This is a genomic window from Sphaerotilus microaerophilus (genome assembly GCF_023734135.1).
GTDB classification, from domain to species: domain Bacteria; phylum Pseudomonadota; class Gammaproteobacteria; order Burkholderiales; family Burkholderiaceae_C; genus Sphaerotilus; species Sphaerotilus microaerophilus.
Genome location: NZ_AP025730.1, coordinates 3,508,324 through 3,523,341, shown reverse-complemented (window position 1 = coordinate 3,523,341; position 15,018 = coordinate 3,508,324). Strand labels below are relative to the sequence as shown.

Below are 15,018 nucleotides of genomic sequence, written 5' to 3'. Positions count from 1 at the left end.
GCCCGGGGGCCTGGCAGAACCCTGCATCAGTCCGGGCCCGACAACACGCGGGCCAGCATGGCCTTGTCTTGTACATCCAGCTTGGTGTACGCCGATCGCAGATGGTGTCGCACGGTCACGGGTGACATGCCCAGCTCCTCGGCCACTTCACGGTAGCTGTGGCCGGCCGCATGGGCCTGGGCAACATCTCGCTCACGCGGGGTGAGGCGATCCAAGGCTTGCCGGGGGCGCAGGCTGACGTAGAGCAGTTCGTGGCGCCAGCAGAATTGCGCGTGCAGGCTGCGCCCCAGGAAGACGCTGCGCCGGGCTTGGAGGGTGGCCAACAGGGCCGGTGGCAGGAAGGGGCCGGACCAGTTCGGCCACTCGCAGCGCAGCAAGGCCAAGGCGCCGGGCTGAATCGCCGTCAGCACACCTGACTCATCGCTGGCGAGCCTTCCGCCCGTTTGGGAAAGCCCATTCCCGTCGCGGTCCAAAGTCTGCGCCAGACAGAGTTCCAGCGCGGCCCCAGGTGTGCCGAGGCGAGTTGCAGCAGCTGGCGATCCCGGGTCGTGAAGGTGGGTCGGGCCCGTTTGCGCGCCACCGAGATGAAGCTGGCCAGTCCGGTTGTGGCATCCACTTGGGTGATGCACAGCGCCTGCACGATGCCCATGTGCGCGGCCAGCCGGGCCGTGCTGGTCTGCTGTACCCAGTCGTCTGGCCCGAAGGCGTGGACCACACCCGGCAAGGCGGTGGTGCGCCGGGCGACCAAGTTCTGCGGATCGTTCAGATTCAGCTGCAGGGACGAGGTCATGAAGGGGGTTGCTGGAAGTTCCGTGGTGCATGTGAACGATGCGATCGACGCCGCCGCTGCCTACGCTGGCGGTGGCCATGGAGCTTGATATCCGGGCCTTCCCAACCTCAATCGGAGACAACATTCATGGCATTCGTCCGTAACACGTGGTACTGCGCCGGCTGGTCGAAGGACTTCAGCCGTCAACCCATCACCCGAACCCTGCTGGGTGAGCCGCTGATGCTGTGGCGCAATGAAGCCGGCGAGGCCGTGATTCTGTCCAACCGCTGCTCGCATCGCTTTGCTCCCCTGCACAAGGGCTGCGTGCAAGGCGACACCGCTGCCTGCCCGTACCATGGGCTGAAGTTCGACAGCCGCGGGCAGTGCGTTCACAACCCTCACGGTGACGGCCACATCCCCAAGGCGGCGCACCTGCGCTCGTACCCCGTGGCCGAGCGCGCCGGGGTGGTATGGGTGTGGATGGGTGAAGCAGAGAAGGCCGATGCGCAGCAGATCCTGCCCGAGGCTCACACGGGTTTCCTCCAGGCTGTCGAGCAGTTCTCCGTGGCGACCGGGCATCTGGAGGTCAGTGGCAACAACCTGCTGGTCATGGACAACCTGCTCGATCTCACCCATGCGCCCTATGTGCACCCGAAAACGGTGGGGGGTGCCCCGGAGGATTCGGTCGAGGCGGGCATGCAGGTCGGCATCGAGGAAGACGATCGCAGCATCACGTCCACCTACTTCTGTCCGTCCATGAAGCCAACCCCGCAACTGCGTCCACTGTTTCGTGAGGAGCAGGGCGACTTCCGCGTTCGCATGCGCTGGCAACCGGCCAGCAGCCTGGCCATGCGGCTGAGCATGACCCCCTGCGGCCAGGCGGACGGCAGTGGAGTGGTGCTGCCGCTGCTGCACCTGCTCACGCCCATCGATGAGCACCGCACCCACTACTTCTTTGCCCTCGGCCGCAACGTGGCTCTTGGCGTACCCGAAGCCGACGCTGAAATGGCCGAATTCGCCCGCCGCGCCTTCGAAGAGGAGGACGAACCGATGATCTCCGCCTGCCAGGCGCAGATGGGTACCTCGGACCTGTTCAGCCTGCGTCCCGTGCTGCTGCAGACGGATGTAGCGAACGTCAAGGCACGGCGCCGGGTGGAAGCGCTGATCGTGCAGGAGGCAGGTCGTTGAGGGCGAACACGCTGACGGTGAAGGTGGTCCGCGTGCAGGACGAGGCCACCGCCATCCGCTCCTTCGAACTGGTGGCTCAGGGGGGAGAGGGGTTGCCCCCTTTTGATGCGGGAGCGCACATCGACGTGCTTCTGCCGGGAGGCTTGGTGCGGCCGTGTTCGCTGTGCGGCGATCCGCTTGAACGGGAGGTCTATCGCATCGCTGTGCTGCTGGAGCCTCAATCGCGCGGCGGGTCGCAGGCCATGCACCGTCTGCGCGAAGGCGATGAACTGCAGATCGGCGTGCCCCGCAACCTCTTCCCGCTGGAGCCCGGGTCGGGACACTGCATCCTGGTGGCGGGGGGCATCGGCATCACACCGTTGCTCAGCATGGCCCAGGTGCTGGCGCGACAAGGCCGTTCCTTTGAGCGTACGTCTGTGGGCCGACGGGCTTCATGGACTGGGTGCTCGACGGCGCGCAGCGAGCCGGCTGGGCAAGTGGGCGGCTGCATCGAGAGTACTTTGCCGCGCCGCCTGCTGCTGCGACCACCGAATCGGACGGCTTCGAGTTGGTGCTGGCCGGGACAGGTCGCCGGCTTCGGGTCGAAACCGGCGAGACCGTCGTCGAAGTGCTTCACCGCGCGGGTGTGGATCTGCCGGTGTCCTGCGAGCAGGGCTTGTGCGGCACCTGCGAGGTCGCCGTGCTGGAGGGGATTCCGGACCACCGTGACCACTTTCTCACTCCAGAGGAGAAGGCCTCCGGGTGGCGCTTTCTGCTCTGCTGCTCGCGGTCCAAGTCGACCTGCCTGGTGCTGGAACTGTAGTGGGAGGAGTCAGAGACTGAGTCGGTGTGGACGTCCCCGTCGGCTCATGCACAATCGGCCATGGCTGACAAAACGTCAACGAAAACTCTCTCTGCTGGCCTCTCCACCCGTCCGCACCACCGCACCGCGATCGGCCAGGCGCAGCGGGAGAAGACCCGCGCGCACATCATCGACAGCGCCATCCCGGTCTTTGCCGAGCTGGGGCCCGACGTTCCGGTGATCGACGACTTCGTCAAGGCCGCCGGCGTGTCGCGCGGCACCTTCTACAACTACTTCCAGACCACCCGGGAACTGCTCGACGCCTGCATCGATGCGATGTCGAATGAGGTGATCGAAACCATCATTCCCGCGGTTCGGGATCTGTCCGACCCGGTGCACCGGCTGGCCACCGCCGCGCGCCTGTATTACCGCAAGGCCACCCACGACCCGCTGTTCCGTGCCTTTCTGGGGTCGGTGTCCGGCATCGGCGCGGTGGCGATGGAACACGCACGCGGGGATCTGGAAGAGGCCATCGCACAGGGGCAGGTCCAGGTTCGGGACATCGAACTGGCCCAGGCCATTGCGGTGGGTGTGATGGTCTTCGCACTCAAGTCTCGTCTCGCCCCGTCGGGCGGCGACGAGCAAGGTGCAGAGGTGGTGCGGGCCATCCTGCGCGGGCTGGGGGCGTCCGCCCAAAACATCGACGATGCCTTGGCGCGCGAGCTCCCCGCCGTGGATGCATGCCGTCTTGCGGTGGCGACTGCAGCTTGACTCAGCGCTTTCCCTAACGTTGACAGTTGTGTCATTGACAGAAATGTCAATGAAGATATGCTTTCCGTCATGGATCACGGGGGTCAAGGCCCGGATGGATCCGCAAAGATTTCGACGACAACGACGGAGACAGCGATGGCGGACATTCACGCGGCATCGGGGACCCTGCCCGATGGCCAGGCTTGGCATATCCACAGTGAGGTGCATGGGTCCGGGCCCGATGTGATCCTGCTGCACGGCGGCGGGCCCGGCGCCACCGGCGCCAGCAACTACGCGAAGAACATCGAGGCCCTGTCGCAGCATTTCCGCTGCTGGGTGATCGATTTCCCGGGCTGGGGGCGCAGCTCCAAGAATCTGCAGGCCTTCGGTGGGGAAGGACCGTTCCAGAACGGTGGCCGGGCCATCTTGGCCTTCATGAACGCGCTGGGGCTGGAGCGTGCCCATCTGGTCGGCAACTCCTTCGGCGGTTCTGCCGCCCTGTGCGCGGCGATGGACGCGCCCGAGCGGGTGGGCAAGCTGGTGTTGATGGGTCCGGGCGGGGGTGTGGTGGCTGGCGCGAAGGGCCCCACCGAAGGCATCCGCCAATTGCTGACCTACTACCTGGGCGAGGGCCCAAGCCTGGAGAAGCTGCAGGCCTTCATCGGCAATCTGGTCCATGACCCGAGCCTGTTGACGCCGGAGTTGATCCGCCAGCGTTTCGAGGCCAGCAACGACCCGGAGATCCGCGCCAACCCACCGTTGCTGCCGCCTGCGCCGGAGCGGCTGCATACCCTGCAGATCAGCCTGGATCCGCGCCTGGCCGCCCTGCAGCACCGCAGCCTGTTCATCTGGGGTTTGCAGGACCGCGTCAATCCGGTGGAAGGCATGGAGCCCTTCCGGGCGATGCCCAACGCCGATTTCCTGCTGCTCGCCCGCTGTGGTCACTGGGCGCAGTGGGAGCACCCGCAGCGCTTCAACGACGTGGTGAGCCACTTCCTGGCGCACGACGACTGACGTCCTGATTCGCTCCTGCCCGCCCGGTCAGGAGCTTCACCGCCCGCTCGACTTTCACTTCGGCCCCGTGGGGCCGAGGCGGGCATTGCTTTGCCTGAAGAGGAGACGACATGACCCCTACGATCACGGAACTCGGCTACCTTGGCTTCGAGGTCAGCAACCTGCCACGCTGGGAACGCTTTGCCACCGAGGTCCTGGGCCTCGGCCTGGAGGCCGGGCCGATGGCCACCTGCTGGCTGCGCATGGACGCCGCGCCGGCCCGCTTCATCCTGCACGCCGGTGCGGCCGACGACTTCGCCTATGCCGGGTGGAGGGTGTCCTCGACGTCTGACCTGGAGGCCTTTGCCCGGCACCTGGATGCGCAGGGCGTACCTGCCCGATGGGGCAACGACGCGGAACTCGATGTGCGTCACGCCGAACGCATGCTGCACTTCACCGACCCCGAGGGCAATCGCCATGAGGTCTACGTCGCGCGAGCGTCGGCGCTGACGGCCTGCCCGTCACCGCTCGTGCCATCGGGATTCGTGACCGGGGCAGGCGGCGTGGGCCATGTGGTGTTCGAGGCCTCGGACTACCCGGCCACGACCGAGTTCGCCCGTCGCGTGTTGGGTGTGCGGCTCAGCGATCACATCCACCTGGAGCCCGCGCCCGGCGTGAAGATCGAGGTGTCCTTTTTCCATGCCAATGAAAGGCACCACTCGTTGGCCGTGGCGCCCCGCTCACCGATGCCCGGAGCGAAGAAGCGCATCCACCATTTCATGATCGAGATGGGGTCCATGGCTGACGTTGGCCGGGCGCGTGACCGCTGCCTGGAGTTCGGCCTGCCGGTGGTGATGGACCTGGGCCAGCACCCGAACGACCGGATGGTGTCCTTCTACGGCCACTCGCCGTCGGGTTTCCTGTTTGAGTGCGGCTGGGGCGGGGTCAAGGTGGACGATGCCACCTGGCAGCCGGACGCCTACGACCGCGTCAGCAACTGGGGGCATCGTCCGTATGGGGCAATGCCCGGCACGGTGCCCGGCATCCCGGCTGCTGTGGTGGAGGTGGCCTAGGATGAAACTATCTTCATGCAGCCGGCGTGAGTTGTACGGCGTAACCGATCTGCTGAAGCCTGCGCACCAGTCGGGTGGCGGTCTTGTGGGCGTCGGCGCGATCGAAGTGGGCGGCGCCGAGGTCATGCCACTCGGTGCCGTCGCGCAGCATGTGCCAAGCCGCGGTGAGCATCGAGGCGGCCACGCCGATGATCGCCTTCTTGGCGCCGCGACGAGCGCGCAGGCGGTGGAACTGCGCCTGCAGGTAGCTGCCCTTGACTTTGATGGCTGCCCAGGCGGCTTGCACGAGGGTGGTCTTGAGCCACCTGCCGCCACGGCGCAAGCGAACGCTGCGACGCTTGCCGGCGCTCTCGTCGTTGCGCGGGCACATGCAGGCCCAGGACAGCAGATGAGCCGGGGTGGCGAAGCGCGACATGTCGATACCGATCTCGGCCACGACCACATGGGCGCTGACCTCGCTGAGGCCCGGCATGGTGCTCAGCAGCTTGGCGGCGTGCCGAAAGGGCGCCAGCCCTTGACCCACCTCCTTCTCGATGGCGGCGATGGCCTGATCCAGCGCATCGATGTGCCCCAGGTGCAGCTTGAGCATGAAGCGGTGGTGAGCGCTGACGCGGCCGCGCAGCGCTTCGAGCAACTCGGCACGGCTGGCCTTGACGCGCACGCTGACCAGCGAGACCAGGCGCTCGGGATCGCGCTCGCCGCCGATGAGGGCCTGCAACACGGCCCGGCCGCTCTTGCCCACGATATCGGCCAGCACGACGCCAAGCTTCAAGTTGGCGTCTTCGAGCACCTTCTCGATGCGTTGGACGTGCGCGCTGCGCTCGCGCACGAACTGCTTGCGGGTGCGCGTGAGCGAGCGCAGTTCCTGTACCGCCACCGGCGGCACGAAGCTGGCGCGGATCAGGCCGTGGGCCAGCAAGTCCGCCAGCCACATCGCGTCGTTGACGTCGGTCTTGCGGCCAGGAACGTTCTTCACGTGCGCGGCGTTGGCCAGCACGAGCTCGAAGTGGCCTTCGAGCACGTGCCACACTGGCTTCCAGTACACGCCGGTGGCCTCCATGGCGACGTGCTCGACGCCGAAGGAGTCGAGCCAGTCGCCAAGGGCCAGCAGGCCCGAGGTAGTCGTCTGGAAGGTGCGCACCTCCTGCAAGGGTGGGCCGTCGCGGGCGATGCGCACGCACGCCACCACCGTCTCCTTGTGCACGTCCAGTCCGGCGCAGCGCGGGTAGATCACTTCCATGATCGCCTCCAGTCCGCGGCGACATCGGCATGCGGCCCACGTCATCGAACTCTAGGATGCGTGCTCAGGGGCGCGAAGCCCAAGGCGACAGTGCGGGGTGCTCGTGGAGCCGCGGGTCCAACTGACATACGGGTTCGAGACACCAAGTACGAACCGACCTCTGCGCCGGACGCCGCCACCGCATTACACGCCCGTTTCATGCGTCGCGGGTCGCGCGAAGCGCGGTGGAGCAACTGACATGAACACGACGACCCCGGAACACTTCGACGCGGAAGTTGCCATCGTCGGCTATGGTCCGACAGGCCTGTCGGCCGCCCTGGCGCTGGGCCACTACGGCATCCGCACGGTGGCCTTCGAACGCGACCGCGACATTTACCCTCGCGCCCGTGCGGTGACCGTGAACGACTGGACCATGCGCTGCTTCCAGTCGCTGGGCCTGGACGAAGCTTTGGCGCAAGGCATGGATGAGACGTTGGGCCTGCGTTGGATCACCTATGCCGGCCAGCAGATCACCACGCTGAACTTCCCGCCATCGCGCCTAGGCAGGCATCCGCAGTCCTATGCGATCTACCAGCCGGAGATGGAGAAGACGCTGCGGGCGGCTGCGGAGCGCCACGCCGGCCATGTGGACGTGCGTTTCGGCACTGAAGTGATCGATGTCAGTCAGAACGACACGGGGGTGACCCTGACGGTGCAGGATCTGGCGACGCGGCAGCTGCAGACGCTGCGAGCTCGGTATGCCCTGGCCTGTGACGGTGGCTCCAGCGCCATGCGAGAACACCTCAGCCTGAAGCTGATCGGCGAGACGCGCTCCACCCGCTGGGTGGTCATTGACGCCCGGGTCAAGCGCTGGTGGCCACAGCGGCACATCCTGACCTTTTGGTCCGACAAGCAGCGGCCAGTGGTGGACATCGCGCTGGCGCTGGGCAACCACCGTTGGGAGTTCCCGCTGGCCGAGCACGAGTCCGAGGCGGACTTCCAGACACACGACCAACTCTGGACGCTGCTGAACTCGCTGGGCGTGACGAGTGACGATGTGGAAATCCACCAGCACGCCTTCTACCGCCACCACGTGCGCTATGCCGACCAGTGGCGCAAGGGCCGCGTCTTCCTGCTCGGCGATGCGGCGCACCTGATGCCGCCCTGGGCGGGCTCGGGCATGCAGTCAGGCATTCGCGACGCCTTCAACCTCACCTGGAAGCTGCGCGAGGTGCTCTCCGGCCGGCTGCCGGAATTCCTGCTCGACAGCTACGAAGCCGAGCGGTCGCCCAACGTGCGCTTCTACACCGAGGTGGCCATCCAGCTCGGCCGCATCATCCAGCAGCAGCTCAGCGAGGAGGAGCTTGCCGCGATGGCGCCCAAGCCGGGTGAGCCGCCGCCCGAGCCGCCACTCTTGCGCAACCCCTGGTACGACGCCGGCTGGTTCACCGGCGAGATCACGCCAGACGGGGCCGTGGGCAAGATGCTGCCGCAGCCCCGGGTGGCCGATGCGGCCGGCAAGCGCTGCTGGCTCGATGAGCTGCTGGGCGACGGCTTTGCCCTGCTGGGTGACGGCATCGATCCGGCCACTGCGCTCAGCCCGGCAGAGCGGGCCCAGTGGGACCGCGTTGGTGCACGGTACCTGACGGTGATCGCGCCCGAGCAAGGGGGGCACGGCCACGACGATGTGGTGGACCTGGACGGCACGCTGCTGGCCTGGATGCGACAGCACCGGGCGCCCGTGATTGCAGTGCGGCCGGATCGCTTCGTGGCGGCGGCGCAGGGATCCGGCTTGGCAGTTCCTTGCGGCAGCTGAGTTGGTGTGAGCAGGGTTCTGCGGGGTTGAGGCCGGAAGTCTTGGGGCCACCTTGCTTGAGACCCGGCGCAGGGCGAGCGCCTGCGTCGGGTCTCAACCGCGAGCGATCTTCCAGCTCAAACCATCCCCCGCTCCGCAAACGAAACGATGGCATCGCACCCCACCACGAAGTGATCCAGCAACCGCACATCCACCAACGCCAGCGCGGTCTTGAGCGACTGTGTCAGGTACTCGTCGGCCCGGCTGGGCTCGGCCTGACCGCAGGGGTGGTTGTGCGCAACGATCAGCGGCTGCGTGCGTCGAGCGCAGTTGGTGTCGCACCGTGACTGGTGATATGCAAAGCTCCTCGGCCACTTCTCGGTAGCTGCGGCCGGACGCGTAGGCCTGGGCAACATCCCGTTACGTGGCTTGAGGCGATCTCGGGCTTGCCGGGGGCGCAGGCTGACATAAAGCAGCCTCATGGCCACCCTCACGATTCCCACCGCCTGGACGTGTTTGGGAAGCTCTGCACAGATCACATTGAGATGTGCCAGCAGGCCTGAAGTCGAAGGGTTTCGGCGGTTTCGAGCGGTTCTGACACCACTTCGTGTCGATTGACGGGCGCTGAAGGCCTGAAATCGGCCTTGCCGAGCCATTTCGGGCGCACTCATGCCTGCAGTGCCAGCAATTTGCGCCGCACCAGCCACAGATTGGCCAGCGCGTACAGCGTGGTCATCTGCGCGCCGTTCTTGGCCAGTCCGCGATACCTCACCTTGCGATATCCGAACTGGCACTTGACCACCCGGAAGACGTGTTCGACCTTGGATCGAATGCTCGCCTTGACCCGCTCGATCTGGTCGGTCAGTGCCTGCGCAGGGTCGCTCTTGTCCAGTGCTCGCCGTTTGCCCGGGCGCAGCGCGGTGTGCCATTCAACGTCGCCTGGCGCATCAGGGCGTTTTTCCACGCCCTGGTAGCCCGCATCCCCGAAGGCCCTGACTTCCTCGCCGTGCAGCAGGCTGTTGGCCTCGGTGACATCGGCGACGTTGGCCGCCGTGAACTTCGTGGTGTGCACCAAGCCGCTGGCCGCGTCCACCGCGATGTGGCTCTTGGCGCCGAAGTACCACTGGTTGCCCTTCTTGGTCTGATGCATCTCGGGGTCACGCTCGCCGCTGCTGTTCTTGGTTGAGCTCGGCGCTGCAATCAGCGTGGCATCCACCACCGTGCCCGATCGCATCATCAGTCCCCGCTCGCGCAGGATGTCGTTGACCGTGGCCAGCATCTTGTCGGCCAGCTTGTGCTCTTCGAGCGTATGGCGAAACCTCAGGATCGTGCTCTCGTCGGGCAGCGGCTCGCTCCAGCTGTCCAACCCGGTGAACTCCCGGTACAGCGGCACCTCGTGCAGCGCTTCTTCCATCGCCGGGTCACTCAGACCGAACCACTGCTGCAGGAAGTGGATGCGCAACATCGCCCCCACCTCATACGGCTGGCGGCCTTTGCGACCTCGCTGCGGGCAGTGTGGCGCAATCAGCTCCACCAGCTCTGCCCACGGCACGACCTTGTCCATCTGGTCCAGAAACTCCCGCTTGCGCGTACGTTTGCTCGACAGGTTCAGCCCAAGGTCTGCTTGCTTCATGCTTCACATCCTCTCCGGCTCCGTCCCGGACTTCAAGCACTTCCGGAGCTCATTCGTGCAGAGGTTCCCTAGCGGGGGGCAGGTCACTGACACAGGCACTTCTGCCAGTAAAATGCGGTCGACTTTAGGCGACTGAAGGCGCTGGAGCAGGAGTCAAGTCGGCTTAAGGAGCTGCTTGCTGAGCGCGAGCTGGACGTCGAGGTGATTGGGAAGTTCAACGCAAGAAGATGGTGAGGCCGCTGTCTCGACGTAACCAGGTTGCCTTCGCTCGTGAGCATGGCCTGAGCCTGCGTCGGGCCTGCGGGTTCATCGGCATGTCGCGGGTCACACTGAGCTCCCGGATGAACCTGCCGGCCGAGGTTGCGCCAGGGATTGAGGCGATAAGGGAGCTGTCGGCGCAGAACCCGCGCTCTGGCTGCCTGCGTGTCCAGGTTTTCTTGCGCCGTCGTGGCTTTGAGCTGAGCTGGTCGCGCACGTTCCGCCTGTGGCGCCCTGCAGGCCTGCTGGTGCACAGCAAGTGCTCGCAAGTACAAATTGCGTCGAGGCGGCAGCGCGTGCGCACACCTTTCAAGGCCAACAGGGCCTGGCCTTTGACTTCGTCTTCGAAACGACCGCCACAGGCCAGCAGCCTGTGTGCCTGACCATCATCGGCGGGTTTCGGAAATGCCGAGCAAGTCAATGGGCTGGGATTGCCAGGCCTCTTCGCTCATCCAGAACCAACCGGGACAAGTCTTATGTCCGCCTCCATCGAAGAAGAGATCACCTTCCGCAAGCTGGAGATCCTGCTGGCGTTCTTACAGGCTGGTAGTCTGGCCAAGGCGGCCGAGCAGTTGGACATCAGCGCGGTGAGCGTGCACCGGGCCCTGCATTCGCTGGAGGCTGGGCTGCGCTGCCACCTGTTCCGCACCGAGGGCCGCAACCTCATCCCCACGGAGGCCGCGTTGGCGCTGGCCGATGTGGCGCGCGAGGTCATCAAGACCATGTCCGACGGCATCCGTCACACCCGCGAGGTGGGCGGCTATGCTGCCGACCGCGTGCGCATCGGCTCGCTGTACTCGCTCACCAATGGCACGCTACCGGCGTTGGTGGTAGGGCTCAAGTTGCGGCGACCCGAGATCCGCACCGAGTTGGTGTTGGGCTCCAATGCTGACCTGCTGCAGAAGCTGCGCGACGGCTCGGTGGACGCGGCCCTGATCGGCCAGCCCGAGGCCGCGTCCGACATCGAGACCCAATTGCTGTTCGAAGACGAGGTGTTCTTCGCGGCGCAGGTCGACTCGGCCCAAGCCAGCGAAGCCGAGGTGGACCTGCGCACTTGCGCTGACGAGCGCTTCGTCAGCCTCACGGGCGGCTATGTCACCCACGATCGCTTCACAGACGCCTTCCGTGAAGCGGGCTACGAACCCAATGTGGTCATGACCACCAGCGACATTTTCTCGCTGATGAACCTGGTGGGAGGCGGCATCGGCTGCACCCTGCTGCCCGGCCGCATCCGCCCGGTGCTGCCGGCCTCCGTGGTGCTGCGGCCGTTGGCGCCGCGCTTCCGGCAGCGCCAGGCCATCTGCACCGTCGTGCTGCGCAACCGCGAGCGCGACCCCAACCTGCTCTCGCTGCTTGCAGCCTGCCGCACCTACACCGCTGCGCTGGACAGCACCCCGGCCAGCGACCCGCGCCGCGGTTGATCCGCGATATTGCGGGTTAACCCCCGATGCTTCCGCCGACCGTAACGGTCTGCCGGCGAGCTTGATTGATCGCTCGACGGTCCATCCCTAATCTGCCGCTCCATCACGCCCCCCGTTCCGGATGGTGCGTGGCAACCAGCCCCCGGACATGCGCCGCGGGCACAAGGAGACGGCAATGCACACCACACGACGCCAGATGCTGGCGCTCACCGCCAGTGGCCTGGCCGCTGGCTGGCCCGGTCTGGGTCAGGCTCAGGCTGCGGCCAACCTGAAGATCTCGCACCAATTCCCCAGCGGCTCGCTGACCGAAGGCGACTTCCGCGACCGGCTCTGCCGGCGCTTCGCCGCCGAAGTGGAAAAGCGCACCGGTGGCGCGCTGAAGGCGGCGGTGTACCCCGGCTCGTCGCTGATGAAGACCAATGCCCAGTTCTCGTCCATGCGCAAGGGCGCGCTGGACATGAGCCTGGTGCCGCTCTCTTACGCAGGCGGCGAGGTGCCCGAGACCAACATCGGCCTGATGCCCGCGCTGGTGCCGAGCTACGAGCAGGGCGCCGCGTGGAAGACCGCGGAGGTGGGCAAGCTGCTCAGCAAGACGCTGGAGGACAAGGGAGTGCTCATCGTCAGCTGGGTTTGGCAGGCCGGTGGCGTGGCCTCGCGGGCCCGGCCGCTGGTGGCGCCTGAGGACGCCAAGGGCCTGAAGGTGCGTGGCGGCAGCCGCGAGATGGACATGATGCTCAAGGCCGCGGGCGCCTCGGTGATCACGCTGCCCTCCAACGAGATCTACGCCGCCATGCAGACCGGCGCAATGGACGCGGCCATGACTTCGTCCACCAGCTTCATCTCGTTCAAGCTGGAAGAAATCGCCAAGCACCTCACCTCGGGCCGGCAGCGCACCTACTGGTTCATGTTCGAGCCGCTGATGGTCTCCAAGGAGGTCTTCGGCAAGCTCAACAAGGCCCAACAGGACGTGGTGATGGGCGTGGGTGCCGAGCTGGAGACCTTTGCCCGCGACGCCGCCAAGGCAGACGACCGCCAGGCCGTGGAGGTCTACCAGAAGGCCGGTGCCAAGGTCTACGACATGAGCGACGCGCAGCTGCGCGCCTGGCAGACCATTGCGCGCGACACCGCGTGGAAGGACTTTGCCGAGAAGAACGAATCGTGTGCGGGGCTGATGAAGGCCGCGCAGAAGCTCCTATGAGCCACGGCATCGACTCCGGCACGTACTACGCGCGTGTCGACCCCTCTCTGCCCCGCGTGCTGCAGCCACTCGCGGCGCTGGTGCGCAGGCTCAATGACGCCATGGTCTGGCTGGGCATGGCGGCCCTGCTGGTGGCCTCAGTGGTGCTGACCTACAGCGTGTTCAGCCGCTACCTGCTCAAGGCCTCCACCGACTGGCAGGACGAGGCGGCGGTGTTCTGCCTGGTGGGAGCCACCTTCCTATGCGGCGGCTTTGTGCAGTCGCTGCGCGGGCATGTGGGCATCGAGGCCGTATCAGGCCTGCTCTCGGCGCGGGCCAACCGCCTGCGCCTGGTGGTGGTGGATGCAGTCTGCACCGCCTTCTGCGCCTTCTTCGCCTGGAAGAGCTGGCACCTGTTCCACGAGGCCTGGGTGGACGGCCAGACCACCTCGTCCTCGTGGGCGCCGCCGCTGTGGATCCCCTACGGCCTGATGGCCGCCGGCATGACGCTGCTCTCGCTGCAGCTGCTGCTGCAACTCACCGCGAGCGTCAACGCGCTCTCGGCCAACCACGCCCGGGAGGCATGATGGACATGATGGTCTTGGGCACCCTGTTCGGGGTGGTGACGCTGCTGTTCATGTTCTCGGGGGCGCCCATCGCCTTCGCGCTGGGCAGCGTGGCGGTCACGTTCATGCTGTTCACCATGCCGGTGTCGGCGTTGGACACGATCACGCAGAACGTCTACGAGGAGATGGCTAGCATCACGCTGCTGTCCATCCCGCTGTTCATCCTCAAAGGCGCAGCTATCGGCAAATCACGCGCCGGGCAGGACTTGTACGCCGCCATGCATGTGTGGATGGGAAAGATACCCGGTGGCCTTGGCATTGCCAACGTCTTCGCCTGCGCGCTGTTCGCAGCAATGGCCGGCTCTAGCCCGGCCACCTGCTCGGCCATCGGCTCAGCGGGCATCCCCGAGATGCGCAAGCGCGGCTACTCGCCCGGCTTCGCGGCCGGCATCATCGCCGCCGGTGGCACCCTGGGCATCCTGCTGCCGCCGTCCATCACCATGATCCTGTACGCCGTGGCGGCCGAGCAGTCGCTGGGCCGGCTTTTCCTGGCGGGCATCTTCCCGGGCTTGCTGATGGTTGTGCTGTTCGCCGTCTACGCGGTGGTGCGCTACCGGCGTGAGCACGCGCTGGCCACCGCCGAGTTCACCCGCTCGGGCGCGGCGTCGGCCCTGCTGGCCGAAGAGACGTTCACGGCGCGCCAGAAGTTCGAGATGCTGCCGCGCGTCGTGCCCTTCGTGCTGCTGCTGGTGGGCGTGATGGTGGCGCTGTACGGCGGCTTTGCCACACCGTCCGAGACGGCCGGCCTGGGCGCGCTGCTGGCCCTGCTGCTGGTGGCCGTGGTCTACGGCGTCTGGCGGCCGGCCGACGTGCGGCCCATCCTGGTGTCCACGCTCAAGGAGTCGACCATGCTGATGTTCATCATCGGCATGTCGCTGCTGTTCTCGTACGTGATGAGCTACCTGCACATCAGCCAGTCCACGGCCGAGTGGATCGTGGGCATGCAGCTGTCCAAGTGGGTGCTGCTGGCGGCGGTGCTGGTGATGGTGATCTTCTTGGGCTTCTTTCTGCCGCCGGTGAGCATCATCCTGATGACCGCGCCGATCATCCTGCCGCCGCTCAAGGCCGCGGGCTTCGACCTGATCTGGTTCGGTGTGCTGATGACCATCGTGATGGAGACCGGCCTCATCCACCCGCCGGTGGGCCTGAACATCTTCGTCATCAAGAACATCGCGCCCGACATCCCGCTAAGCGACATCATCTGGGGCGTGCTGCCTTTCGTGGTGCTGATGCTGTTGGCGGTGCTGCTGATCTGTCTCGTTCCTGGCATCGCCACGGCGCTGCCCGACGCGGTGATGGGTGCGGTCGTCGTCCCCACGCGCTGAGCCCGGCCGA

General features: G+C 66.2%; 14 protein-coding genes and 1 pseudogene. 10 read left to right on the top strand and 5 right to left on the bottom strand.

Features of this window, described 5'->3' with window-relative positions; genetic code table 11:
* Nucleotides 1–26: 26 nt before the first annotated feature.
* On the bottom strand, nucleotides 27–410 hold the full coding sequence (locus NGK70_RS15115) for a helix-turn-helix domain-containing protein (RefSeq protein WP_251969345.1): 384 nt from the start codon (nucleotides 408–410) through the stop codon (nucleotides 27–29).
* Nucleotides 404–790: a hypothetical protein gene (locus NGK70_RS15110; protein ID WP_251969344.1), complete on the bottom strand. Its 387-nt coding sequence runs from the start codon at nucleotides 788–790 to the stop codon at nucleotides 404–406. The genes NGK70_RS15115 and NGK70_RS15110 overlap by 7 nt, the downstream gene beginning before the upstream one ends.
* Before the next feature lie 126 nt (nucleotides 791–916).
* On the opposite strand from NGK70_RS15110, the gene NGK70_RS15105 reads away from it, so the two are divergent.
* The 5 genes and pseudogenes from NGK70_RS15105 to NGK70_RS15085 all read left to right on the top strand — a co-directional run bounded on the left by NGK70_RS15105 (nucleotide 917) and on the right by NGK70_RS15085 (nucleotide 5,554).
* Entirely contained in the window at nucleotides 917–1,957 is a 1,041-nt protein-coding gene (locus tag NGK70_RS15105; protein ID WP_251973794.1) for an aromatic ring-hydroxylating oxygenase subunit alpha, read from the top strand.
* A pseudogene (locus tag NGK70_RS15100) lies at nucleotides 1,954–2,759 on the top strand (PDR/VanB family oxidoreductase). Before NGK70_RS15105 ends, NGK70_RS15100 begins: the two are co-directional and overlap by 4 nt.
* Nucleotides 2,760–2,819: 60 nt before the next feature.
* Nucleotides 2,820–3,509, top strand: coding sequence for a TetR/AcrR family transcriptional regulator (locus NGK70_RS15095; RefSeq protein ID WP_251969343.1), 690 nt, complete (start codon nucleotides 2,820–2,822; stop codon nucleotides 3,507–3,509).
* 135 nt (nucleotides 3,510–3,644) lie between these two features.
* A complete protein-coding gene (locus NGK70_RS15090; protein ID WP_251969342.1) occupies nucleotides 3,645–4,502 on the top strand; it encodes an alpha/beta fold hydrolase in 858 nt (285 codons plus the stop codon).
* Nucleotides 4,503–4,612: 110 nt separating this feature from the next.
* Entirely contained in the window at nucleotides 4,613–5,554 is a 942-nt protein-coding gene (locus NGK70_RS15085) for a VOC family protein (RefSeq protein ID WP_251969341.1), read from the top strand.
* Between the two features lie 13 nt (nucleotides 5,555–5,567).
* Here the strand turns inward: NGK70_RS15085 and NGK70_RS15080 are convergent, their stop codons facing one another.
* Complete coding sequence (locus NGK70_RS15080; protein ID WP_251969340.1) at nucleotides 5,568–6,794, bottom strand: IS110 family RNA-guided transposase; 1,227 nt, start codon at nucleotides 6,792–6,794, stop codon at nucleotides 5,568–5,570.
* Between the two features lie 238 nt (nucleotides 6,795–7,032).
* Here NGK70_RS15080 and NGK70_RS15075 point away from each other — a divergent pair, with 238 nt between their 5' ends.
* The gene (locus NGK70_RS15075; RefSeq protein ID WP_251969339.1) at nucleotides 7,033–8,589 is read left to right on the top strand and encodes a bifunctional 3-(3-hydroxy-phenyl)propionate/3-hydroxycinnamic acid hydroxylase; all 1,557 of its coding nucleotides are present in this window, start codon (nucleotides 7,033–7,035) and stop codon (nucleotides 8,587–8,589) included.
* 116 nt (nucleotides 8,590–8,705) lie between these two features.
* Here NGK70_RS15075 and NGK70_RS26650 read toward each other — a convergent pair whose 3' ends face one another.
* Together NGK70_RS26650 and NGK70_RS15065 are read right to left on the bottom strand one after the other, a co-directional pair.
* Nucleotides 8,706–8,984, bottom strand: coding sequence for a JAB domain-containing protein (locus tag NGK70_RS26650; RefSeq protein WP_428985617.1), 279 nt, complete (start codon nucleotides 8,982–8,984; stop codon nucleotides 8,706–8,708).
* Nucleotides 8,985–9,235: 251 nt separating this feature from the next.
* Nucleotides 9,236–10,201: an IS5 family transposase gene (locus NGK70_RS15065; RefSeq protein WP_251969338.1), complete on the bottom strand. Its 966-nt coding sequence runs from the start codon at nucleotides 10,199–10,201 to the stop codon at nucleotides 9,236–9,238.
* 734 nt (nucleotides 10,202–10,935) lie between these two features.
* On the opposite strand from NGK70_RS15065, the gene NGK70_RS15060 reads away from it, so the two are divergent.
* From NGK70_RS15060 to NGK70_RS15045, 4 genes are all read left to right on the top strand, one after another.
* Nucleotides 10,936–11,880, top strand: coding sequence for a LysR substrate-binding domain-containing protein (locus NGK70_RS15060; protein WP_251969337.1), 945 nt, complete (start codon nucleotides 10,936–10,938; stop codon nucleotides 11,878–11,880).
* A gap of 175 nt (nucleotides 11,881–12,055) precedes the next feature.
* On the top strand, nucleotides 12,056–13,078 hold the full coding sequence (gene dctP / locus NGK70_RS15055) for a TRAP transporter substrate-binding protein DctP (RefSeq protein ID WP_251969336.1): 1,023 nt from the start codon (nucleotides 12,056–12,058) through the stop codon (nucleotides 13,076–13,078).
* Entirely contained in the window at nucleotides 13,075–13,644 is a 570-nt protein-coding gene (locus NGK70_RS15050) for a TRAP transporter small permease (protein WP_428985522.1), read from the top strand. Before dctP ends, NGK70_RS15050 begins: the two co-directional genes overlap by 4 nt.
* Nucleotides 13,644–15,008 (top strand): TRAP transporter large permease, encoded by a 1,365-nt coding sequence (locus NGK70_RS15045; RefSeq protein WP_251969335.1) that lies wholly within the window; start codon nucleotides 13,644–13,646, stop codon nucleotides 15,006–15,008. Before NGK70_RS15050 ends, NGK70_RS15045 begins: the two co-directional genes overlap by 1 nt.
* The last annotated feature ends 10 nt before the right edge of the window (nucleotides 15,009–15,018 follow it).